At 34.0% G+C, this 22,593-nt stretch carries 21 protein-coding genes and 2 tRNA genes; 19 read left to right on the top strand and 4 right to left on the bottom strand.

Going from position 1 to position 22,593, the window contains the following annotated elements; all coding sequences use genetic code 11:
• Positions 1 to 108 precede the first annotated feature (108 nt).
• On the bottom strand, positions 109 to 1,356 hold the full coding sequence (locus NFRAN_RS06095) for an NAD(P)/FAD-dependent oxidoreductase (RefSeq protein ID WP_172602171.1): 1,248 nt from the start codon (positions 1,354 to 1,356) through the stop codon (positions 109 to 111).
• 19 nt (positions 1,357 to 1,375) lie between these two features.
• Positions 1,376 to 2,716, bottom strand: a complete 1,341-nt coding sequence (locus tag NFRAN_RS06090; protein ID WP_172602170.1) for a purine-cytosine permease family protein — start codon at positions 2,714 to 2,716, stop codon at positions 1,376 to 1,378.
• Between the two features lie 122 nt (positions 2,717 to 2,838).
• Between NFRAN_RS06090 and NFRAN_RS06085 the strand changes: the two genes are divergently transcribed.
• The 5 genes from NFRAN_RS06085 to NFRAN_RS06065 all read left to right on the top strand — a co-directional run bounded on the left by NFRAN_RS06085 (position 2,839) and on the right by NFRAN_RS06065 (position 6,658).
• Positions 2,839 to 3,435 (top strand): zinc ribbon domain-containing protein, encoded by a 597-nt coding sequence (locus NFRAN_RS06085; protein WP_134483822.1) that lies wholly within the window; start codon positions 2,839 to 2,841, stop codon positions 3,433 to 3,435.
• Positions 3,436 to 3,464: 29 nt separating this feature from the next.
• Positions 3,465 to 3,872, top strand: a complete 408-nt coding sequence (locus tag NFRAN_RS06080; RefSeq protein WP_134483820.1) for a zinc ribbon domain-containing protein — start codon at positions 3,465 to 3,467, stop codon at positions 3,870 to 3,872.
• A gap of 873 nt (positions 3,873 to 4,745) precedes the next feature.
• A complete protein-coding gene (locus tag NFRAN_RS06075) occupies positions 4,746 to 5,501 on the top strand; it encodes a 7-cyano-7-deazaguanine synthase (protein ID WP_232037954.1) in 756 nt (251 codons plus the stop codon).
• Positions 5,488 to 6,294, top strand: a complete 807-nt coding sequence (locus NFRAN_RS06070; protein ID WP_134483819.1) for a 7-carboxy-7-deazaguanine synthase QueE — start codon at positions 5,488 to 5,490, stop codon at positions 6,292 to 6,294. Before NFRAN_RS06075 ends, NFRAN_RS06070 begins: the two co-directional genes overlap by 14 nt.
• 91 nt (positions 6,295 to 6,385) lie before the next feature.
• Positions 6,386 to 6,658 carry a hypothetical protein gene (locus NFRAN_RS06065; protein ID WP_134483817.1) on the top strand — a complete coding sequence of 91 codons (273 nt, stop codon included), beginning with the start codon at positions 6,386 to 6,388 and terminating at the stop codon, positions 6,656 to 6,658.
• Between the two features lie 6 nt (positions 6,659 to 6,664).
• Here the strand turns inward: NFRAN_RS06065 and NFRAN_RS06060 are convergent, their stop codons facing one another.
• Positions 6,665 to 7,669 (bottom strand): replication factor C small subunit, encoded by a 1,005-nt coding sequence (locus NFRAN_RS06060; protein ID WP_197731141.1) that lies wholly within the window; start codon positions 7,667 to 7,669, stop codon positions 6,665 to 6,667.
• An 89-nt stretch (positions 7,670 to 7,758) separates the two neighbouring features.
• On the opposite strand from NFRAN_RS06060, the gene NFRAN_RS06055 reads away from it, so the two are divergent.
• The 10 genes from NFRAN_RS06055 to NFRAN_RS13745 all read left to right on the top strand — a co-directional run bounded on the left by NFRAN_RS06055 (position 7,759) and on the right by NFRAN_RS13745 (position 17,150).
• Positions 7,759 to 8,367 (top strand): hypothetical protein, encoded by a 609-nt coding sequence (locus NFRAN_RS06055; RefSeq protein ID WP_134483815.1) that lies wholly within the window; start codon positions 7,759 to 7,761, stop codon positions 8,365 to 8,367.
• A 28-nt stretch (positions 8,368 to 8,395) separates the two neighbouring features.
• Positions 8,396 to 10,495 (top strand): minichromosome maintenance protein MCM, encoded by a 2,100-nt coding sequence (locus NFRAN_RS06050; RefSeq protein ID WP_134485707.1) that lies wholly within the window; start codon positions 8,396 to 8,398, stop codon positions 10,493 to 10,495.
• 79 nt (positions 10,496 to 10,574) lie between these two features.
• Entirely contained in the window at positions 10,575 to 11,165 is a 591-nt protein-coding gene (locus NFRAN_RS06045; RefSeq protein ID WP_134483814.1) for a hypothetical protein, read from the top strand.
• Between the two features lie 93 nt (positions 11,166 to 11,258).
• Positions 11,259 to 11,711: a translation initiation factor IF-2 subunit beta gene (locus tag NFRAN_RS06040; RefSeq protein WP_320410586.1), complete on the top strand. Its 453-nt coding sequence runs from the start codon at positions 11,259 to 11,261 to the stop codon at positions 11,709 to 11,711.
• A gap of 113 nt (positions 11,712 to 11,824) precedes the next feature.
• Positions 11,825 to 12,502 (top strand): nucleotide exchange factor GrpE, encoded by a 678-nt coding sequence (locus NFRAN_RS06035; protein WP_134483810.1) that lies wholly within the window; start codon positions 11,825 to 11,827, stop codon positions 12,500 to 12,502.
• Positions 12,503 to 14,419, top strand: a complete 1,917-nt coding sequence (gene dnaK, locus NFRAN_RS06030) for a molecular chaperone DnaK (protein WP_134483808.1) — start codon at positions 12,503 to 12,505, stop codon at positions 14,417 to 14,419.
• Between the two features lie 50 nt (positions 14,420 to 14,469).
• The gene (gene dnaJ / locus NFRAN_RS06025; protein WP_197731140.1) at positions 14,470 to 15,603 is read left to right on the top strand and encodes a molecular chaperone DnaJ; all 1,134 of its coding nucleotides are present in this window, start codon (positions 14,470 to 14,472) and stop codon (positions 15,601 to 15,603) included.
• Between the two features lie 29 nt (positions 15,604 to 15,632).
• Positions 15,633 to 16,553 (top strand): ABC transporter ATP-binding protein, encoded by a 921-nt coding sequence (locus NFRAN_RS06020; RefSeq protein WP_134483804.1) that lies wholly within the window; start codon positions 15,633 to 15,635, stop codon positions 16,551 to 16,553.
• 55 nt (positions 16,554 to 16,608) lie between these two features.
• Positions 16,609 to 16,726: transfer RNA gene (locus tag NFRAN_RS06015), tRNA-Leu, on the top strand.
• Between the two features lie 308 nt (positions 16,727 to 17,034).
• Positions 17,035 to 17,150, top strand: a tRNA-Met gene (locus NFRAN_RS13745).
• Here the strand turns inward: NFRAN_RS13745 and NFRAN_RS06010 are convergent.
• Positions 17,132 to 18,514 carry a tRNA(Ile)(2)-agmatinylcytidine synthase gene (locus NFRAN_RS06010; RefSeq protein WP_197731139.1) on the bottom strand — a complete coding sequence of 461 codons (1,383 nt, stop codon included), beginning with the start codon at positions 18,512 to 18,514 and terminating at the stop codon, positions 17,132 to 17,134. The two genes, NFRAN_RS13745 and NFRAN_RS06010, sit on opposite strands and share 19 nt — an antisense overlap.
• A 168-nt stretch (positions 18,515 to 18,682) precedes the next feature.
• Here NFRAN_RS06010 and hisI point away from each other — a divergent pair, with 168 nt between their 5' ends.
• The 4 genes from hisI to NFRAN_RS13740 all read left to right on the top strand — a co-directional run bounded on the left by hisI (position 18,683) and on the right by NFRAN_RS13740 (position 22,576).
• On the top strand, positions 18,683 to 19,012 hold the full coding sequence (gene hisI, locus NFRAN_RS06005) for a phosphoribosyl-AMP cyclohydrolase (protein WP_134483803.1): 330 nt from the start codon (positions 18,683 to 18,685) through the stop codon (positions 19,010 to 19,012).
• A 77-nt stretch (positions 19,013 to 19,089) separates the two neighbouring features.
• A complete protein-coding gene (gene thrC, locus NFRAN_RS06000; RefSeq protein WP_134483801.1) occupies positions 19,090 to 20,316 on the top strand; it encodes a threonine synthase in 1,227 nt (408 codons plus the stop codon).
• Between the two features lie 40 nt (positions 20,317 to 20,356).
• Positions 20,357 to 21,703: a ThiF family adenylyltransferase gene (locus NFRAN_RS05995; RefSeq protein ID WP_134483799.1), complete on the top strand. Its 1,347-nt coding sequence runs from the start codon at positions 20,357 to 20,359 to the stop codon at positions 21,701 to 21,703.
• 84 nt (positions 21,704 to 21,787) lie between these two features.
• On the top strand, positions 21,788 to 22,576 hold the full coding sequence (locus NFRAN_RS13740; RefSeq protein ID WP_172602169.1) for a hypothetical protein: 789 nt from the start codon (positions 21,788 to 21,790) through the stop codon (positions 22,574 to 22,576).
• The last annotated feature ends 17 nt before the right edge of the window (positions 22,577 to 22,593 follow it).

Here is a 22,593-nt window from a genome sequence, read left to right as displayed (position 1 = left end):
AGATGACGATCCTTATTAACGAATCAGCATCAATAACCCCATTACCTAATTTCCATAATAAGATGTGATCAATTATTGCTTATGTCGATTATTTTTATGTGTCTTATGCTATGCTAACTTTTCTAATCCTTTAAAGAAGGTAAACCCTGCAAAGGTTATACCTGCCATGACTTTTGAGAAAAAGTCATTTTCGTACAGATTTACGGATATATTCTTTCCCCCACTCTTTAATGATTTCATATATGTCTGTTTTGTAAATTCATCAATCACCTTTGCCAGATCTCCACTTACTAAATAGTTATTCAACAACCCTACGTATTCATCACTTCCCACTGATATTATCTGTGCCTTTATTTCATAGTCAAATTTTTCTTTCGGATTTGTTCCATGAATATAACGTTCTGCTATACTGTCTGCTAAATAACGTGCTTGCCTTACTGCTATTTGTGCTAACGGTGGATATAACTTCCCTTTTGAATCTTTCATAGCTGCCAGATCTCCTATGGAATAAATATTTTTATACTGATTCGTTTGACAATATTCATTAACAATAATTCTACCATCATTGGTTTTATCGATAGCTGGTTCTATGTCTATATTATACCCTCTTACACCTGCAGTCCATATTATTAAAGATGACTTTATCTCTAAACCATCCTTTAAAAATAGCGTATTTTGGTCAACCCTTTCTACTAGTGAATTATGAAAAATCCTTATTCCTTTTTCTTTGAGGATTTCTTCTGTTTTATTCTTAACTCTTATGTCCCATCCTGGCAAAATCGTTGAAGTTGCTTCGATTATATTTATCTTGATATTGCTTTTGTTAGGTGAGGCATTTATCGTTTCAGCTAAAGCACTTCCAAGACTTATTCCAGTAGCACCTGCACCTACTATTACTATATTGTGTTTCTTGTTTTCAGCTTCATCTATTATTCTTAAAATGTGATTGTGAATAATGGAAGCATCGTATATCGATCTTAAAGGGAGGGTATACTTGTCGGCACCAGGTATGTTAAAGTATTTGGTTGATGATCCCAAACAAACTATCAATTCATCGTATTTTAATTCGCCTGATTTTAAGAGTATGGTGTTTTTGTCAGGTAATATTTTTTCTATGTCCCCTTGAATAAAATTGATATTTTTACCCTGTATTAAAGATGAAATTGGAATTTTTAATTGCTCGGCTGTTCTATAACCCGAGGCTACCAGATGTATTTCTTGCATTAATTGGTGGTAATTGTTTCTATCTACTAGTATTATTTCAGTCGTGTACTTGTCTAATTTTGATGAAAGGTTTGTGCTGAGAAATATGCCTGCATAACCTGCCCCTAAAATTACAATCCTTTTTTTTGTCATCGACATCTACCTTAACCTTTCACTCAATCTTGCTATCAGTTGAATACTCTTCATTTTTCGATTTAACCTTTTTTATTAAAAATTCTATTACTAGGAAGAATAAAATTGAAGTTGCTATGCTTGGAATGGTTGATCCTATGTTTAAACTCACATCCGTTACTTGTAAACCCGATAGTGGTGATAAAATGAAATAAGTGACGCTTCCGGCAATAAATGCAAGAAATGATGATATCTTTATCCGATGGGTCTTTTCATAGAATTTTTCTACAGATATTTTTTTCCTTTTTATGATGTAATAATCTGTCAACACAATTGCAAACAGTGGTGCAAATAATGCCCCTATTATCAATAAGAAACTCTCATACTGTTGAATGGGAATAAGATTGGCCAACAAAACTCCTAATGTTGTGAAAAAAATAACAAGATACTTGTAATTTATCTTGTTGTAAATATTCTTAAATGACATAGCAGAGGAGAAAATATTAGCGAAAACATTGTCTACTTCATCAACTATTAATACCAATAGAAAAAACCCATAAAAGAATGTTTGAATAGCAACGAGTATTGCAAATATGTCGCTAATACCCAACAAGAATCCAATTACATAAAAAAGGGAATTTGTAATTGAAAATCCGATAAATGTTCCATAGAATGCATTTTTACTATTTTTGGCAAATCTATTATAATCTGCCACCAAAGGCAGCCAAGATAAAGGCATAGCAATTACCAAATCTAAAGAATTAAAAAAGCTAAAATTCGCAGCAGCGCCATCTGAAGGCGAATTTATTATACTTTCTGTACCAACTCCGTTATTTGAAATTGCTATACTTGCGAGCATGACTAGAGTTGAGCCATATACTACCCAGACTGCAAATTTGCTAAGCCATTGTTTGACAACTCTTAATGGTCCTAGTATGCAAAAAAGAATTATGACTGCTCCAAAAACTATCGACCATATGTAAAAATCAATAGAACCATTACTAAATATATTAGCAGCCTTTGATAAGATTGTTATTTCAAAAGTGGCCCATCCTATTAATTGAAAGATGTTGAGCAATGTGAGTAAATATGAACCGTGCAAACCGAATGTTGGTCTCATGCTCACTATAGATGGGACTGAATGATCGCTGCCTATTTTGCCTGCTAGTGCCAGTAAAATTGATCCAACTACCGACCCTATAATGATAGCTGTTATTGCTTCTGCTATATTCGAAGAGGAAATGAATGAACCTGCAGAAATAACAAGTAGACCTATACCCAAACTAGACCATAAAACAAAAAAATTCTTTCCAGATAGAACTTTATATTTACTATCTAGTGGATTTGTTCCAAAATCTGAATTGTCTTCTAAAAATTTCACAACTATTTCACCTAAAAAACTCTCATAAATACTTAACATCATTGAATGAGGCTATAACAATTATTTGTATATTGTGGATAGGATTCCATAAATTTAAATTTGTTTTTATTCATTTGCAAGTCATGTCCTTTGGAGTAGATACACTTGGTGGCCTTGTTGAAAAATTAAAACAATTAGTTAATGATACTCAAAATAACTATGAATCATTTTTTGATTCAACTCAATTATTTAAACAGGGGAAAATGGATAGTAATGAGTATTTTTCGAGAATGGGCGAATTCCTTATATCATCCTCCGCTCTGAATTTTTTATCTTGTCGTGTAATTCTTGAGCTCAAGTCAGCTATGGATAAGAATTTTTCTACTAAAGGCAAAAACGAAAAATCTACTTCATCGACTCTTCCTTCTGGTAATAATGGTGGTAATATCAGTACTGGCGGTGGATCTGCTGGAAGTCTTGGTATAAACGGCTTTATTTCAACCGGAGGTAGTACTGGTCCTGCTTCTTTGTCTTCTCCTCCATCTGTTACACCTCGGTCCATTGATGGAGAATATGATTTACCATTACCTCAAGAAGCACCTACCTTCAAACCCGTGGATATAGTCATAACTAAACAAGACCAGTCAAACATAAAGGCATCAAAAAAAAATTGTATTGTTTGTAACGCTTTGATCCCAAAACAAGCAAAATTTTGTAGCAAATGTGGTAATTCACAATAATTAAAAGACACAGTTTTTTAGTATATACTATGAAAATCTTTAATGGGCGATTGGCTACCGAGGATTATATGTCCACCCATTCATTGACCTTTTCTACACCTGAAATGACTTTGAAAAAGTTTGCGTTATGGTTGGGTGAAAGTGTAAAGAATTCCAAAACAAATACTTTGACTCCACGTTTACTCACATATATCGAAGATAAACCAGATTCCAAAACAAATACATTGACTCCTCCATCCTCTTATCTTCCTGATGTGGATGATTCATTTAAACCAACGGGAGCTATTGCTGATTTTTATAGTACAAAAGATGCTACTACAACTGATACAAAAAATGTCTCTTCGAATCATGAGGAAAAAAAATATTGCATTAATTGTGGCAATGCAATAAAATATACTTCAAAATTTTGTAGCAAATGTGGTTACTTCCAAGAATAATATCCCTAATAATATTGCAAAACTCCTTATCTGGATTTTTCCTTTAAGATGAGATAGCATTCATTACATACCGTGTCTGAGAATAAATAATTGATAGAGTGAAATTTTATTTTGTTACATACTTTGCATACTTTCATTATTTGTTTTTTACACTCAATCTACTGATAGAAATGATTGTTAATGTATTTTATGTCTCTCAACTAGATTGTTATTCTTTCCTTCTTTCTTGATATTTTGCCTTATCAAGTTATATATTAAAATATTATTTTTAAAATATGAATGACTCGAGTTTTTTCGTTTTTATTTTTCTCTATATCTTTATGGTTTGGGCTATCCTCGATCCTATCTCATATAATATTTGTTTATAACCTAGATTATTTTTATTATTATTTGATTTGGTTTGGTTGTCTTGCTATTTCTTTATTAGTTTTTCTGAAACCTCTCATTTCCATGCGCACAGTATTTCGAGAAAGGGTTTCAACTAGTATATCTTGGCCTTTATCTGTGAAATTGATAAATGGACTCACTTGGGCTCTGCCATTTGTTTTTATACTTTTTTTCCAAAAGTATTATCCTTTCCTACTCCTTACTGGCTTATCCTTGGGTAACATCTCCACCTTCATATTTTTAAAAAAATATTCCAAAATTTATGGTGTCGAACAAATAATTACGGGTTTATTTGTTCTTTCTTCCTTGTTCTCTATCTTAGTATATTATAATTATACCGATAACTATGAACAGACACTTTTCTTAACTAGAGTCATGCTATCTGTCTCATATGCAATAGGAGGTTTAGTTGGATATTTAAAGAAAGATAATTACATTGAGCCATCGTCAAGTTTACATAGCGAATAATCTAATTTAACTTTATAATTGATACAAAAGTCTGATTCCATAGGTAATTTTTCAAAGGCTGTTTGTATATTTAGTGGAGGCCTAGATTCTATAAGCACTACTGCTTACCTAAGAAATTTGGGATTAGATGTATATTTGATTTCTTTTAATTATGGGCAACGTGCATCCAATGAACTTGCTGTTGCAAAACGCTTTTCCAAATTATTAAAAAGTAAGAAACACGAAATAGTTGATATATCATTCCTAAAAGCTCTTTTAGGAAAAACAAACATACTTACGAATTCAAGATCCAAAATCCCTTCAAAGTTTGATTATAGCATGGTAGTACCATTAAGAAATACAGTTTTTTTGACCATTGCATCAGTATGGGCTACTTCTTTGGATGTTCCACTCATAGCGTATGGTGCTCATTCCGGTGATACGTTGTATCCTGATTGTCGTCCCTCATTCACACGCTCACTAGAAAAACTACTTAACTTGTCTGAAATTGATGGGATTGCTGCAGGAATAAGAAACAAACTTCATATTTGGTCACCTGCAATAGATAAAATAAGCAAATCAGAGTTACTTTTGATGGGGTATGAAACATTGGGAAATAGAATTTTTGAAACTTGGAGTTGTTATACGGGAACGGGTAATTATAACTATAAGAACAATGCTGTGACCGTGGGCAATGTAGATATACAATGTGGGGTATGTGAATCTTGTATGAATAGAAAAGATGCATTTTTGAAAGCAGGTCTTGAGGATAAAACACTATATGCCAATCATTAATCCCAGAATTGAGATCCATAATAATGATAGTAACAATAACGAAAATTATACCATAGATGATCAGGAAGAACTTGACAAGGTCCAATTAAATGAGGTGTTTGTAAGTATCGAAGGCGAAGGTATATTTGCAGGTACAAAAACCTTGTTCATCCGGTTCTCAGGATGTCATCTCAGATGCTATTGGTGTGATACGAAATATTCCCTATCACCCAAGAGTGGAAAAACCTATACCATAGGTGAAGCTAAACATCTCATATACAGAAAGCTTCAGCCGAATATTTTTAAAGTAAATTTTACTGGAGGAGAACCATTATTACAACCCTTATCTTTGGTTACCCTAGCAAATTTCATTAAAAATGAGTTAAATATGAAAACTTATCTTGAGTCATCTTGTTATGATTGGCAAAGATTCAAATCCGTTCTGCCATATTTTGATATTTGTAAAATTGAATTTAAAACTTCTGATTCAAAAGTAATTGAACCTAAATTCTATGATGAGTTGATTCAGAATGAATTGAAATGTTTGGAATTGGCATTAAGCAGGAAGGATAAGATTTCCTTTGTAAAAATTGTATTTACAAAATCAACAAACGTCAATGAAATTAGAGAATTAACAAATAAGATCTTTAAATCCTCCAATATTGATAATTTAAGTGGTATAACACTTCAACCTAGTTATCAATATGATTCTCCTTCTGCTGAACAAATTTTAAAAATCTATGATGAAGTATACCCTTATTGTAAGGATGTAAGAGTTATCCCACAAATGCACAAAATGTTGGACATGAATTAGTTCAACTTTAAATTGCAAATGTACTGCAACCCTTAGGTTTATAAAAAGATAAGGCTTATAATAAAGACTGATTCTTATAGGTAAAATAAGTATGGTGAACACAATCTTTCGGGTACAGTCTCATAAATTTACTCAAGAAAATATTCAAACTACCTTAGTTTGTTCAAATTGTGATGAGGTTTTCACCAAAGAATTTCTGTTAGATCTTGAAGGACAAACAATCGAATTTAAGTGTCCTGTATGTGGAAATTTAGGAGAGGCTGATATTCCCTACAAGACCGCCGAAGAACGTGAGGAATTTGAAGAGGATTTTGATGAAGTAACTGAAGAAGATGGTGTAGATGAATTTGAGGATGACTTTTAACTAGGTTTATGACTGTCTCTTTACATTTAGTCTTCCAAGCTGTGCCAAAAAGGCTGCCAATTGAATTTCAGGATGTGCACCATTTGCAAGTCTGTAGTCATACTCTGCAACCATGGTTGATACTTCAAAAGGGTCTTTTAATTCAAGCTTATAAATCTCTTCATTAGCATACTTTAGAAAATCTGTTTCTGAAACTCCGTATACGTTTAATAATTCTAATAATTTTATTCTTGATTCATTAAATTTCGCGTTAACGGCCAAATTAATTATTTCTGCTATCTTGCTTTTCCCTGAAATACCTATAGCATTTTGAACATGCTGCATATTTACATTTCCACTTGCAGCGGCAGCTTGTAAAATATTTATCGAATATCTAAGATCCCCATTGGTATGTTCATAAATTTTGTGTAGAGCTTTCTCTTCTACCTTTACTCCCTCATTTGCACAGATATTCTTCAAATATTTTACTATTTCATCTTCCGAAACTTTAGAAAATCGGAAAATTACACATCTACTTTGTATAGGCTCAATTATTTGAGACAAATAGTTACAAATGAAAATAAATCTGGTTGTCTTAGCACTATCTTCTATTATCCTTCTTAAGGCAGTCTGTGCTTCCGATGTCATTTCATCCGCTTCATCTAGTATAATAATTTTAAATGGTTTCTCATCTATATCTTGTTTTAGAGAAAGTTTCATTATCGAGGCAAATTCCTTTACTCTTTCGCGAACCATTTTGATTCCTCTCTCATCAGATGCATTTAGTTCTAATGTATCTCTCTTCCAGTTTTCTCCTAAAATCTGTCTAGCTAAACATAAAGCTGTTGTAGTTTTACCTATACCTGCAGGTCCAGTAAATAGCAAATGGGGCAGTTCGTTGGGTTTTTTTAACAAATTTTCTAGCCCTTGGACAATTTCCTTTTGATTGATGATTTGATCTAAACGGGTTGGTCTGTATTTTTCCACCCACATAATATCAGAAATTTCCTTAGACTTCTGCTGTTTTTCCATTTAGGTGTATTGTCCTCCATATGCCAATTTAAAATTATTTAATATTTGTAAGATTGAAATCTTATTAACTTATTACAATAATAACATGTGTGAAAAAATCATCATCCTCTCCGCCAAGAAGACAACCATCACATTCGTCGAATGGCACTGCCATTAGTATAGATAAACTATTTTTAGAAATGGATGATATTTCTATTCTTTATACTTTTTCTTCGTTAGATTATCTACTAAAGGACGTACGTGTGATTTATTTAAGGGATTTTGAAATATCTATACGTCCTCTAGTTTTTATTAGTGCCAAGGAGGGAGATATGACCTCCATACCTCGATGGATCTCTGCAATTTTATCTGAACATGGAATTGTAGAAGTTCACGATGACGACCAATTATCATATATTAAGAGAGCTTTGAATCGAGAAAGAATATCTCAAAGTCATATGTTGTCTACAATAGAACCAGATTTCTATGCTCGTGTAAATAATTATCTACATAGTGTTGGAGATAATGAAAGAGAATCATTAATAGTAGCATTGAATCCGTTTATTGCTTCTAGATTACAAAAAATAGTCAAACTCTCAGCCTCATCGCCACTCGTACCAGAACTTGAAGAAAAACTTTCAATAGAAGAGAGATTTCTCTACGAGAATTTTTATTATATGACATCCAAATTTAAGAAATTGGTGTTAAAGATTGAGTGATTCTGATCCTATTACTCCATCATCAAATATGCAAGAACAGGAACAAGAGGAACAAACTATATCTGCATTGTCAAATGAATTGGAAAGGTTTCTGCGTTCATTTAAGGATCGTGATGGTAATTACAAATATTTTGACAAGATCAATAATATGATGGCTGCATCTTCTACATCTATTACCATAGATTATATTGATTTTGATAGCTTTGCTCCATCCTTAGCCAAGGATATTACTCATAAACCGGATGAAATGCTCTCGGCTTTTAACGAAGCTGTTACTTCTATCCTTCTCGAAATTCATCCAGAATATGCAAATACAATTAGAGAGCATGTTAGAGTAAGAATAGGAAACTATGCCGTACAGAAGGGATTACGGGATATCAATGCAGACGTGATCAATAAATTATTGGGTGTTTCCGGAATGGTAGTACGTTCCTCTGAAATTAAACCGTTGGGAAAACGAATTGCATATCGGTGTCTTAATTGCAATCAGATTAGTTTTTCTCAATTAAAGGGTTTAGTGTTAAAAAAACCATTACGATGTATTAATTGCTCTGAGAAAGAATTGGAAATGGATGTAGAGCATAGTTTATTTATTGATTTTCAGCTGGTTAGGTTACAAGAGTTACCAGAGGATTTACCAGCAGGACAGTTGCCTCATTACATCGAAGTAACTATTCTTGGTGATTTGGTTGATCAATGCAGACCAGGAGATAGAATTATGTTAACTGGTATAGTTAGAATCGATCAAGAATATTCTTTTGGTTCAGGAAATCCAACATCGCAAAAAACTTCTTTATTTAGATTACGAATGGAAGGTAACAACATTGAATATCTTGGGGGTAGACCCGGAGATAAGAAAACCCGATCTATTGAACGTATTTCAATTAGCACTGAAGATGAAAGGCAAATATTGATGTTGTCAAAAAAACCTGATATATATGACAAATTAATATCTTCTTTCGCACCGCATGTCCATGGTCATGAAGTAATAAAAGAATCCATTTTGTTACTAATTGTAGGTTCCATAACTAAGAAACTAGATGATGGATCTACCAGAAGGGGTGATATTAACGTATTATTGGTTGGAGATCCTGGAACTGCAAAGTCTGAAATGCTAAAGTTTGCTGCAAAAATAGCACCTAGAGGTTTGTATACATCAGGAAGAGGCTCTACTGCTGCTGGCCTTACAGCTGCAGTAGTTAGAGATAAGTCTGGTATAATGATGCTTGAGGCAGGCGCTGTAGTCTTAGGAGATCAGGGATTGGTTTGCATAGACGAATTTGATAAAATTAAAGCTGAGGATCGATCTGCTCTTCATGAAGTTATGGAGCAACAAACTTGTTCTGTAGCAAAGGGTGGTATCGTCGCTACATTAAATGCAAGAACCTCGATTTTGTCTGCTGCAAATCCGATGTATGGAAAATATGATCCTTATAAAAATATCACTGAAAATGTTAATCTTCCAGTACCTCTTCTTACTAGATTCGATCTTGTATACGTGATACGAGATCTACCTGAGAAGGAAAAGGATAGTAAAATAGCCAGTCATATTTTAGAAATACATAAGGATGTAAAAAAATCATCCCAAGGAACAATAAATATAGATCTCTTTAGTAAGTATCTCGCGTTTGCAAAACAAATTGCGGAACCTGAACTAACCGGAGAGGCAATAAGCATTATTCGTGATTATTATATGAAAATGAGAAATGTTGATTCTGATAGCATGATAACTGTAACCCCTAGACAATTAGAGGGTTTAATCAGGCTTGCAACTGCTAGAGCGAGATTGTTGCTGAAGGATAAAGTCGAGAGAGACGATGCTGAAAGGTCACTATTTCTAGTACAAAGAATGTTAGAAACGGCCGGTGTTGACGTAAATACTGGTAAGGTTGATTTAGGAGTGTTACATGGCAAGCCATTCAGCGAGATATCTAAATTAAAGCTTTTTATGGAAATATTTTCTAGCATTTCAGGAGAAGATAAGAATGATGTTGAAGAAAATGTATTTATCGGAGAATTAATAAAAACCGGCAAATTTACAGATTCAGACGCCCGAATGTATATAAAAAAGGCAATGAATGATGGTCAAATATATGAAAGAAAACCTGGATTTTACTCTAAAGCTTGATGTTGAATTCTCTTAATCGATCTAAGGTCATTTTAGCACCATAAATATTTATTTATATCATAGGAGGTTTCCTACTGACTTGACAGTGGTTTCAGATTCCTACATGGGGTTTTTCTTACCTGCAGATATTTATGAAAGGCTATTGAAATTTCTAGATGGTAATTTACATTTTCCATTTGTTAAGGAAAATGAAATTCTAGGAATTTTTTTTCTTTTTGGAAAAAACTATGGGATTAAGACTGAACTTGATATATTGTCTGCTAAAGACATTAGTAGGAAAACAATTGATCAACTAAAACGCGAAATAATTCAATTTAGGAACAATACTCAATTTGATAATGATTATATTAGAGAGAAATATCAAAGAAGAGTTCTTCAGGTGTATGTTGAAATACAGAATGATAGTATGTTTGAACAAATTAAAGCAAATGAACGAATTAGTCGAGATCCTACACTTCTAATGTACTGCTACGCGCATCATGTTTCTTATTACAGACAAAAATGTTTTTTTGAGATCTACGAACCATTTAAAAAAGATCAGTTGGATAAGAAATTCTATGATCTGCTATTAAATAGAATGGTCATGTTGAGCTATAACGTAGAAAAAACTACTGATTTGCCGTACAAAACTATTACTCCATTTGTTGAATGGATAGTAAAAAACAATTAATTAATTCGTAAGAGCAAGGCCCCAATTTGATAGTTTATTTCAAAACAGGTATAATCATACATCTTCTTCAAAACGATTCACAACGTAAATTAAATGGTTCGTCGTAGTCTAGATATGTCAATCCAAGATGAATCTGGGTATATGTCATTATTAGATAGATTACAAAGTAAGTTAGGTAATGTAGTAAAGAAAGAAGTTTCAAGACTTGAAATTCCTACTCCAAGAGTGATTTGGGTTGGTCAAAGAACAATTTTTAGAAATTTTATGGATTTTCCAAAGGCATTGAGACGTGATCCTGAAAAATTATTGCTATATCTTAATAAAGAGCTGGCTTCTGCAGGATACATTTCTGGTGAAAGAGTAATTTTTCTAGGAAGAAAACCAGTATCTTCTTTTTCTGGTCTGATAGATAGATATGTAAAAGATTATGTTATTTGTCCTGTTTGTGGTAGTCCAGATACCAGGACAGAAAAGGTCAAAAAGCTCGGGTTTATGATCTGTGAAGCCTGTGGAGCAAGATCTTCTATAAAAAGTAACTATGCTTGATGTTTAGTTTCATCTTCATATTCGTAATTACAATAAATCTTTGTTAAATCTTTGTTCTTTTAGTTTTACAACAGATCGATATCTAATTATTAGATTTATCCAAATCTATTTACATGGATAAAACCGATAATAAAGATCAACCTGCGAATCATCTGGGTGATGATCATCTATTATTAGATGATAATTCTACTTCTAATAATTCTAATTCTACTTCTAATAATGAAAATGATTCAAATACTGATTTGACCATCGAAGAATTGTCTGGAGAATTAAAAATAACACGTGATGAGCTAGAACATTATCGTAATTTATACGATGATACTTTTAACAAACTAAAATATACCTTGGCCGATTTTGATAATTACAGAAAGAACATTGAAAAACAAAATACATTGAAAATACTTTCAGTCAAGGCCGAAATGATGTCAACCATAATTAATTTGCGAGAAGATTTTGTGCGTGCTTTGGATACCCTCAAACATCATAAAGTTGACAGCTCTATTCTAGAAGGATTGTCTAACATACTCAAGAATATTGACATATATCTTGAAAAGGAAGATGTTAAAGAAATAAGAGCTTTAAACACTGTTTTTGATCCCAACTTTCATGAAATTGTTGGCTTTTCCTATTTTGAAAATGGTATGGAAGAAAATATAATTACTAAGGAGATTCGCAAGGGTTATTTATTAAATGAACGTGTTCTTCGCCCCAGTTTGGTCGAAGTGTCTAAAAAGATAATTAAAAATATCGATAGTGATATTAAAGAGAATGCAAAAGGAGATGACAATTAGATGGGAAAAATAATAGGAATAGATTTAGGGACTAGTAATTCTGCTGCAGCGGCTTTAAGCGGTGGAAAACCAGTTATAATACAAGCTGCAGAAGGTGCCTCAATTGGTGGAAAATCATTTCCTTCAGTAGTTGCATTTTCGCAAGATGGTCAGCTACTTGTTGGAGAACCCGCAAGACGTCAAATGCTATCAAATCCTGAAGGAACTGTTATTGCTGCAAAGAGAAAAATGGGCACCGACTATAAATTTAAGGTTTTTGGAAAGGAATATACTCCTCAGCAAATATCTGCATTTATCCTTCAGAAAATTAAAAAGGATGCTGAGGCATTTCTTGGTGATACAGTTGATAAAGCTGTAATCACCGTTCCAGCTTATTTTAATGATAATCAGAGGCAAGCAACAAAAGATGCTGGAGAGATCGCTGGACTAGAGGTTGTGAGAATTATAAATGAACCTACAGCTGCATCTCTGGCTTTCGGACTGGACAAAGTACAAAGTGATCTTAAAATCATGGTTTTTGATCTTGGTGGAGGAACATTAGATGTTACCATTATGGAAATGGGTGGTGGTGTATTTGAAGTAAAAAGTACGTCTGGTGATACTCAATTGGGTGGTACAGATATGGACAATATTCTGATAGATTATCTTGTTAATGAATTTAAAAATCAATCAGGAATAGATGTGAAAAATGACAAAGCTGCTATGATGAGGATCAGGGAAGCTGCTGAAAAAGCAAAAATTGAATTATCTAATATAGTAACTACAGAAATAAATCTACCATTTTTAGCATATGATCAATCTACAGGACCAAAGAATTTTGCAATTACTTTGAATAGGGCAAAATTGGAGGAATTACTAAGACCAGTTGTTGAGAGATGTAGAAATCCCATGTTACAAGCTATAAAGGATGCAAAATTATCACCAACCGATATTGACAAGATTGTTTTGGTAGGTGGCCCTACCAGAATGCCACTAGTAAAGGAATTTGTTAAGTCAGTTATGAATAAGGAACCTGAACGTGGAGTGGACCCAATGGAAGCAGTTGCCATGGGTGCAGCAATTCAAGGCGCTATTATTTCAGGAGAAGTATCAACAGATATTTTGTTGGTTGATGTCACTCCTTTGACCCTTGGCGTAGAAGTCATGGGCGGACTTAAAGAAACTCTAATAGAGAGGAATACCACTATCCCAACAAAGAAAAGTAAAGTGTTTACTACGGCTGCAGACTATCAAACTGCAGTTACCATTCACGTAGTACAAGGAGAGAGAGCGATGGCTGCCGATTGTGTTTCATTGGGTATGTTTAACTTGACAGGTATACCCCCCGCTCCTAGAGGTGTGCCCCAAATTGAGGTAACCTTTGACATTGATACTAACGGGATATTGAACGTAAGTGCAAAAGATCTTGCTACTTCAAAAGAATCAAAAATCACCATATCAGCAAGCTCAAAGCTATCTAAGGAGGAAATAGAAAAATTAAAGAAAGATTCAGAAGCATTTGCCGAGATCGATAAAAAGAAACGCGAGGAGGCGGAACTAAAGAATGAATCTGATAATTTGATATATTCTGCAGAAAAATTGGTGAATCAGGATTTAAAGGATAAAATAACTGCTGAACAAAAGGAGAAAGTCAATAAATCAATTCAGGATCTGAAAGACTCGATCTCTGCTAACAATGTGGATAACATAAGGTCAAAAATTACGGTTCTCAAAAATATATTGGCTGAAATATCCACAGCTGCGTATCAATCCGTTCAGCAGAATACTGCTAGCACTGGTTCCGGTGAATCCGGTCCAGATGCATCTGCGGAACAACCTCCTCCATATGAAAATACACAGGGTCAAAATCCTGGTGGAGAAAATCCCGGAAATTCAACCCCTGGTGGTAGCGACGCAGATACCAGTAGTAATAAATGACATAGCGCCTGATGAATAAACAACTACATTCAATTATTTTGTGATTTATAATGAGTAAAAGAGATTACTATGAAGTACTTGGGATTCAAAAATCTGCAAATAAAGATGATATAAAATCTGCCTATAGAAAGCTTGCGTTAAAATATCATCCAGATCGGAACAAGTCGCCAGAAGCAGAAGAAAAATTTAAAGAAATATCTGAAGCTTACGCTGTACTATCCGATCCAGAGAAACGAAAAAGATATGATACCTATGGACATGTTGGTAGTGAGGAAGTTTTCAGGGGTTCGGAGGATAATTTTGCTGAAATCTTTAAGGATATAGGATTTGGTAATGTAGGTGATATATTTGAACAAATATTTGGTCGAATGGGTGGGGTAGGTAGAGGTGGTTTTGGCAGCGATCCTTTTGGATTCAATTCTAGAACCACAAGTAGAAGACGAAGAGGCAGAGATTTATTATATGATGTAAATATGACTTTAGAAGAGGTAGTTAAAGGCAAAAGAGAAGAAGTACAGATTCCAACCATTGAGAATTGTTCGATCTGTTCTGGAACAGGTGCTGCACCAGGAACTAGTCCAAAGATCTGTCCCACATGTAACGGACAAGGCCAGACTCGTAGAGTCTACAATCAAAATCAATTTTCTACTTTTATTTCTCTGGAAACATGCAATACGTGTCATGGAGAAGGTAAAATTCTTGAAAAACCATGCAATACGTGTCATGGAGAAGGTAAAGTCAGAAAAACAAATAATCTAACGATAGATATACCTTCTGGTGTCGAAGATGGGGTAACATTACGAATACCTGGTAAAGGAGAGAGTATTCCAGGTGGAGCAAGTGGAGACTTGTTAGTACGCGTACATGTTTTACCCCATCCACTTTTTAAAGTTCTTGAAGATGGTGATCTAATGTATAACTTTGATGTATCGTTTATAGATTTAATCTTAGGAACCGAAACCAAAGTTCCGACTATAGATGGAATAGAGAAGCTAAAAATACCATCATGTACCAAAGCAAATGCGGTTTTTAAGTTGAAAGGGAAAGGCTTACCAAGGTATGGAAAATTTGGACGTGGAAGTCAATATGTTAAAGTAAATGTAAAACTTCCTGATAAACTAAATGATACTCAAAAGAATCTGTTAAAGAGTCTTTCAAAGGAATTCAAGAAAGATTCATTCTAGTCTTTTGCAACTTTAGCTAATCGAATCTTATGTTTGCTATCGAGTCATTTAATGTAAATAAGATCTACAAGAATCCCAATAAGAAAGCACTAGATGATGTCTCTTTGAAAATTGATGAAGGAAAAATATCTACATTGCTGGGAAGGAATGGAGCTGGTAAGACTACTTTCATACGTATTTGTTCTACACAAATGTTACCTACATCAGGAACGGTACTAGTATTTGGAGAAGATGTATTGAAGTATCCCCAAAAAATTCGACAAAAAATATCTATTGTACCTCAGGAAGGAAGGCCACTACGAGCATTAACGCCCTGGGATCACATATATAATTGGTTAAAATTACATGGTGAAAAAAAGGACGTTGCTGCAAACAAGGCCGCAGAGATGCTAAATAGATTAGATCTTTACTCTGCCAAGGATATTCCTGCTCTTAACTTGTCTGGCGGAATGAAACAAAAAATCCTAGTCGGAATGGCCATGGCTACTGAATCGCCATTACTATTTTTGGATGAACCAACAATTGGTCTAGATCCTGTTTCAAGACGACAAGTATGGTCCATTATTAAAGATTGGAAGAACAAGGGGATTACTATTGTTTTGACCACTCACTATATGGATGAGGCCGAAATTCTTTCCGATTCTATTTTTATCATTGATGAGGGCAAAGTTATATCTAAAGGAAATATGAAAGATTTGAGAGGTACGTTAAATTATCAAATAAGAATTGATATTAATATATCAAAAACCCTCAACGTTTTTGACTTGAAAAATCTCGTAAATTCATTTGGAAAAACAATTACTATGAGTTCAGATTCTATAAGGTTATTCACTTTTGAGCGTAATTTACGAGAATTATCTGATATTATGGTGCGTAGTAATTTGTCATTCTCTGTCTCACCTATCACACTAGATGATATCTTTGTGAATTTAGTAGGAGATAAGATATAGGCTGAATGTTTTGTTTTTATTAGAATATATGTGGATTTTTTTAAGAATAATTAATGCGGGAGTTGCCCAGCCTGGTCAAAGGCGTGAGACGGTAAAAAGCACGAGGCTCAGAAACCAGGATTTGAGACACCTCATCTCGTAGGAGTCCGTGGGTTCAAATCCCATCTCCCGCATTACAAAAATAATTTTTCCTTAAACAATAAAGGTCCTATAAAAGATATAACAAGAAGGTTGATCTAAACACTGCCCGTTTACATAATAATTATGATTCATAGATCGGATATGAATAGTCAAATATCAACTAATGTGATCATATTACACCATATGAAGATAATAATATTATTAAAGTTACCAAATAATTAGTAAATGGACTATAAATTTTTTAAAAATAGATGAACACACACCTTGTCATTACAATCATGATTTAGTTTAGTTAACGATCTATATCGTATATATACTCCTTATATTACTAATATTAGTTAGCGGGGTGGGGAAGCCAGACCTTTTTAGGGGCTAGGTTATCCCGGCGGGCTCATAACCCGCAGAGCGGTTACTGTGCCATAAAGCCAGCCGTATGTTCAAATCAACCCCCCGCTATTCTTGATCCATGTTATACTTTTTAACATGAGTATTATGTCAAATCTATCAAATCTTTTTTCTATCCCATATCTTGGCAATGGCTTTGTGAGGTGGCGATGTGCAATAGGTTCTGGAATATACAAACCACTATTGATTTCTCTATCTTTTTCACTCTTTATCTTTCCTACTGATCCAATCCTTGTTTTGCATACTGAGCATTGATATCCTTTATTTTTTCCCTCTGACTTCATACTCTTTGAACATTTAGTACAAACAGGATTTTTTACCTCAAAAACCCTTACCAATTCTTTAACAACCAAATATTCTAAATTAAGCGTAGTTTGATTATTTGATTTCAGATGTACCCCATACCCTATCTCGATCTTATCGCCTATTGTTAGCTTTTTCGCAATTTTGGTCAGACCGGTCGGTTGATAAACTGCAACAGGTAACATACAATTATACTTGTCTTTTATTTTAAATATTACGTGTCCACCTTTAATTGTATTTGGGGTTGTCGCTACTTCGCAATTAATGTGCCCTGCCGTATAAGGTTTCATGTCTGTCACTTTGTTCTCTTTTGTAAGATGTAAGTTTGTTCCTTGATTAGATCTAAATATCATATAGCCATCTAGCTCTTCTTCTATACACAAATTTTTTAGAAAAAACAAAGTCAATAAAGGATCTTCGCCTCTGATACCACAAAACACTGGATCAGGGCCGTGGGGTGTAATCAGAATCCTAGAGTTTTTTTTGTCAAAGTTATTATATGTGTATGGATATGATTCGTCGCTTAATCTTTTTACTTTTACATCATTAGTTTTCCTGATTTTTCCTATATTTTGTTCTCGTCTGTATGCTAGCGTTTCAAAAGTGTGATCCGAATCCAAAAGACATCCTATAGCAGAGAGGGCTCCTACAATCCCATGACCTTTTCCGAATAGTCGAAATTGAATATTATTTTTTTTCGCAATTTTTATGGCTAATTGCTTACTTAATATGGTGTCCATTGCATTCTTGCTAAATTGTAACAAATCTTTGCTAATGTTATTTTCTTCATAAAATGCTAAACCAGGATTAGCACCATACCCGATCTCGGAGTATTTCTCCACAATTTGCGTAATTTCTTCCTTGATTTTTTCATAGTAATTACATTTGATCCTTAGACATACCGCACCGTTACCTCTTGTCTTAAAAGGAACATTTGGATTTAATCGTATTAATAATGGAAAATCGATAAATTCTGCATGGAATTTTTTAACTAATATCCCTGCTATTAAATATGATAAATGAGTGGTACATCTTCCGTTTATAGAATCAGTATCGTCAATTCCGATGTGGAGGATCTTTGTATTAAATGCGTTATTGCCTATCATCATCATGTGCAGTAATATCTTTATTATTCTTGATATCTTGTGCTATTTAACCGAAACTCTTTTCTAACGAGAAATATCAAACAAAAGAACGTACTATATTCTACAATCCAGATCCACCGTCGCTCTTAAATCTATATTAAGATTTTTATATCAATCAGATTCAATCACTTTGCGGTGTTAAAATCCATTGATAAAATCAATTTTGAAAAAAGAAATGGTATTATTCCTGTTATAGTTCAGGATATAAAAACGAAGGATATATTGATGCTTGGATACGCAAATAGAGAAGCTCTCTCTAAAACCGTTGAAACAGGAAATGCGTATTTTTGGAGTACTTCGCATAACAGATTATGGATGAAAGGCGAAGAGTCAGGTAATATCCAACCAGTAGAAAAAATATTAGTTGATTGCGATTCTGATGCACTATTGTATCTTGTTGATTCTGCAAAACCCGTATGTCATACCGGAAATCGCTCTTGTTTTCATAATGAATTAGCCGTATAGACTAATGTTAGTTAAGTAATACTAAATTTTATTTAGAGAGATTTATCTATTATTTTATTAACTAATATTCAGAAATAATGGGAATTATAAGTGCGTTAAGATGTAGAGAATGTAATAAAGAGTATTCCCCGAGGTTTTTATATATCTGTGAGGATTGCTTTGGACCGTTGGATGTCCAATATAAAATTGAAAATGGCATCGATAAACATACATTTGAAAATCGGACAGATTTGACTTATTGGAGATATTTTGAAATACTTCCTATAGAAGACAAAAAAAATATAGTGAGTTTAAATGGTTCAATTACTCCTTTGCAAAAAGCAGATAACTTGGGCAATATCCTTGGTGGATTTAAAAATTTGTATATTAAGAATGATTCTGTAAATCCAACTTTTTCTTTCAAGGATAGGCCTGCCGGTGTAGCTGTCTCAAAGGCTAAAGAAATGAATTTAGCTGCCGTAGGCTGTGCATCTACTGGAAACCTTGCATCTGCAACTGCGGCCCATGCTGCAAGAGCTAATTTACCTTGTTATATTTTTGCACCTTCGGATATAGAGGACGTTAAAATAGCTCAGGCATTATCTTATGGGGGTAAATTTGTAGCAGTTGATGGTACTTATGACGATGCCAATAGAATTGCTTCAGTAATCGGAGACTCCAATGGTTATGGAATCGTAAATATAAATATGCGTCCCTACTACGTAGAGGGTTCTAAAACACTTGCCTTTGAGGTATTGGAACAATTAAACTGGACTGTTCCTGATGTGTTGGTAATCCCTGTAGGAAGCGGTGCCATGTTAAATGCTATTTGTAAAGGGTTTGAAGAAATTATGAATCTTGGACTGATCCATGATATATCCAATTTACGAATCATTGCCGCCCAACCTGACGGATGTGCGCCCATTGTCGATGCATACAAAAATAGATCTAATGAAGTAATACCTGTAGAAAAGCCTGATACAGTGGCAAAAAGCTTAGCAATTGGCGATCCAGGTGATGGATTGTATGTATTAAAGCGTTTAAAACAATTTAATGGGCTAGGGGAGAAAGTTACCGATGCAGAAATCAAAGATGCGATATTATTGCTTGCAAAGTCGGAAGGAATTTTCACAGAACCTGCTGGCGGCGTTGCAGTTGGCGTCCTAAAAAAACTAATAGAAGAAAATAAAATCAATAAGGACGAAAGCGTAGTTTGTTATGTTACAGGAAATGGGTTAAAAACAACCGAATCTGTGATTGATTTGCTTCCTACTCCTAACTCTGTAAAACCTGACATTAGACTTGTCTCAGCAATGATACATTGAACAAACGGATATAAATCGAAAATTTGAGGTGTTATATGTATTGACCACAGTTGAATTTGTTATCCCATCAGTCTTAAATAAAGGGGCAGGTGAAAGAAAAATGTCTATCGATGCTTCGACATTAGGCGAGGCCTTCAACATCGTCTCTGATATTATGGGAGATGATTTTAAACGTAGGGTAATAGACATTAACGGAAAGCCCAGAGCGTTAATCAATATTTATATTAATGGAAAAAACATGCGGTTTAACAATGCAGGAATGAGTTCTGCTCTAAAGGATGGTGATTCAATTTATATTTTACCTGCTGTTGCAGGAGGAGCTGAAATAACCAGTCAAGAAATGCTTAGATACTCAAGACAAATAATGCTTGAAGAAATTGGCTATGTTGGAATGGAGAAACTCAAAGATACAAAGATATGTGTTGTTGGTGCTGGGGGGATAGGTAATCCTGTTTTGACTCAATTAGTCGGAATGGGCGTAGGAAGTATTCGAATAGTTGATAGGGATGTAGTAGAAATTTCTAATCTTCATAGACAACATTTGTACACGGATTCCGATATAGGAAAGGTAAAAGTTGAAGCTGCTTTGGATCGTTTACAGAAAATGAATCCTGATGTCAAACTCGAAGCTATTCCAATATCGGTTACAAAATACACTGCAGAGAAAATTGTCAAGGGTTGTGATATAGTCATTGATGCTTTGGATAGTATCGATGCGAGATATGCTTTAAATGATGCTTGTTTAAAGCTAGGTATTCCTTTTATCTATGCTGGAGCTCTCGGTATGGTTGGTTCAGTGTTAACTATTCTTCCTAATCAAAGTGCTTGTCTTAGATGCGTTTTTCCTGAATTATCTGAAGATGAAATGCCAACCTGTAGTACTGAGGGAGTACATCCATCAATTTTATATCTCGTATCTGGAATACAGGTTTCTGAAGCAGTAAAAATAGCTGTCGGGCAACAACCCTCTCTAGTAAATAAACTACTATATACAGACCTTAATGATCTGGTGTTTGATAAAATTCAAATGAATAGGCATGATGAATGTCCATCATGTGGGAAAAACGCAGAACAAAAAGATGTTAACATCCCATCAATATTAGTGGAAGAATTATGTGGAAGAGATCGTGGAAAAAGAACTTACACTGTTACCCCAGCACAAATTACAAATCAAGTGGATTTGTCACATATTTTGAAAATTGCTAAATCGAATGGATATGTGTTAAAATCAAAAGGTAATTTGGGACTAACATTATCCAACTCAAACCAATTACTCATAAGCTTTCTTACAAGTGGAGCAGCAACAATAGTAGGTGCAAAAAACGAAGAAGAGGCTTTGTCTATATACAATACTTTCACTCAAGAATTAAAACCAAAGGTTAGCTAGTATTTTTTTATTATTTTGTAATAATTTGTAGAGATCACTTTTAATATTTGCGTTTTATTTGTCTGTATAGATATAGATATGTCATTGAAGATTCAATATTTTCCTGTTCTTTTAAATAAGAAAGGAAAAATAATTACTACAGCCGCAGATGAAGATGATGATGAACGCATTACAAATTTAGAGGACGGTTCTTTAGACTCGGGTGAAAACGAAGAAATCAAGGATGAAGAAACTAAAGATGAAGATTTAGAATTAGATGAAGATGAAGATGAAGATTTAGAATTAGATGAAGATGAAGATGAAGATTTAGAATTAGATGAAGATGAAGATGATGAAGATGAAGATGAAGATTTAGAATTAGATGAAGATGAAGATGATGAAGATGAAGATGAAGATGAAGATGATGAAGATGAAGATTTAGAATTAGATGATGAAAAACCCCGTAGAACAACTAGAAAAGATGTTGTGAAGAGATCTGATTATAGAGAAATTGATTTGACTCCGATCACAAAGAATTTAGAAACCCTTAATAGAAATGTGGATAAATTGTTTAAAGAAATTCAAAAAATACACAAGACATCTCAGCCTGTACAAAAAGGTCTCAAATCTATTGAAAAGCAAACATTATCATTAAAACAGACTCAAGCCGCAATTAAGGAGATGGGAAAACGGATGTCAAGAATTGAAAAAAGCATATTGACTAAATCAACAAAGAGTACGCCGACCAATTCAAGAAAGTCTTCAACCACTAAATCAACAAAGAGTACGCCGACCAATTCAAGAAAGTCTTCAACCACTAAATCAACAAAGAGTACGCCGACCAATTCAAGAAAGTCTTCAACCACTAAAAGGAAGAAAAATTCGTCAACATAGAAGTAAACATAATATTC

The sequence above is a fragment of the Candidatus Nitrosocosmicus franklandus genome (assembly GCF_900696045.1).
Taxonomy (GTDB): Archaea; Thermoproteota; Nitrososphaeria; order Nitrososphaerales; family Nitrososphaeraceae; genus Nitrosocosmicus; species Nitrosocosmicus franklandus_A.
Note: the sequence above shows the minus strand (reverse complement) of the source record. Positions and strands in the feature narration are given on the sequence as shown.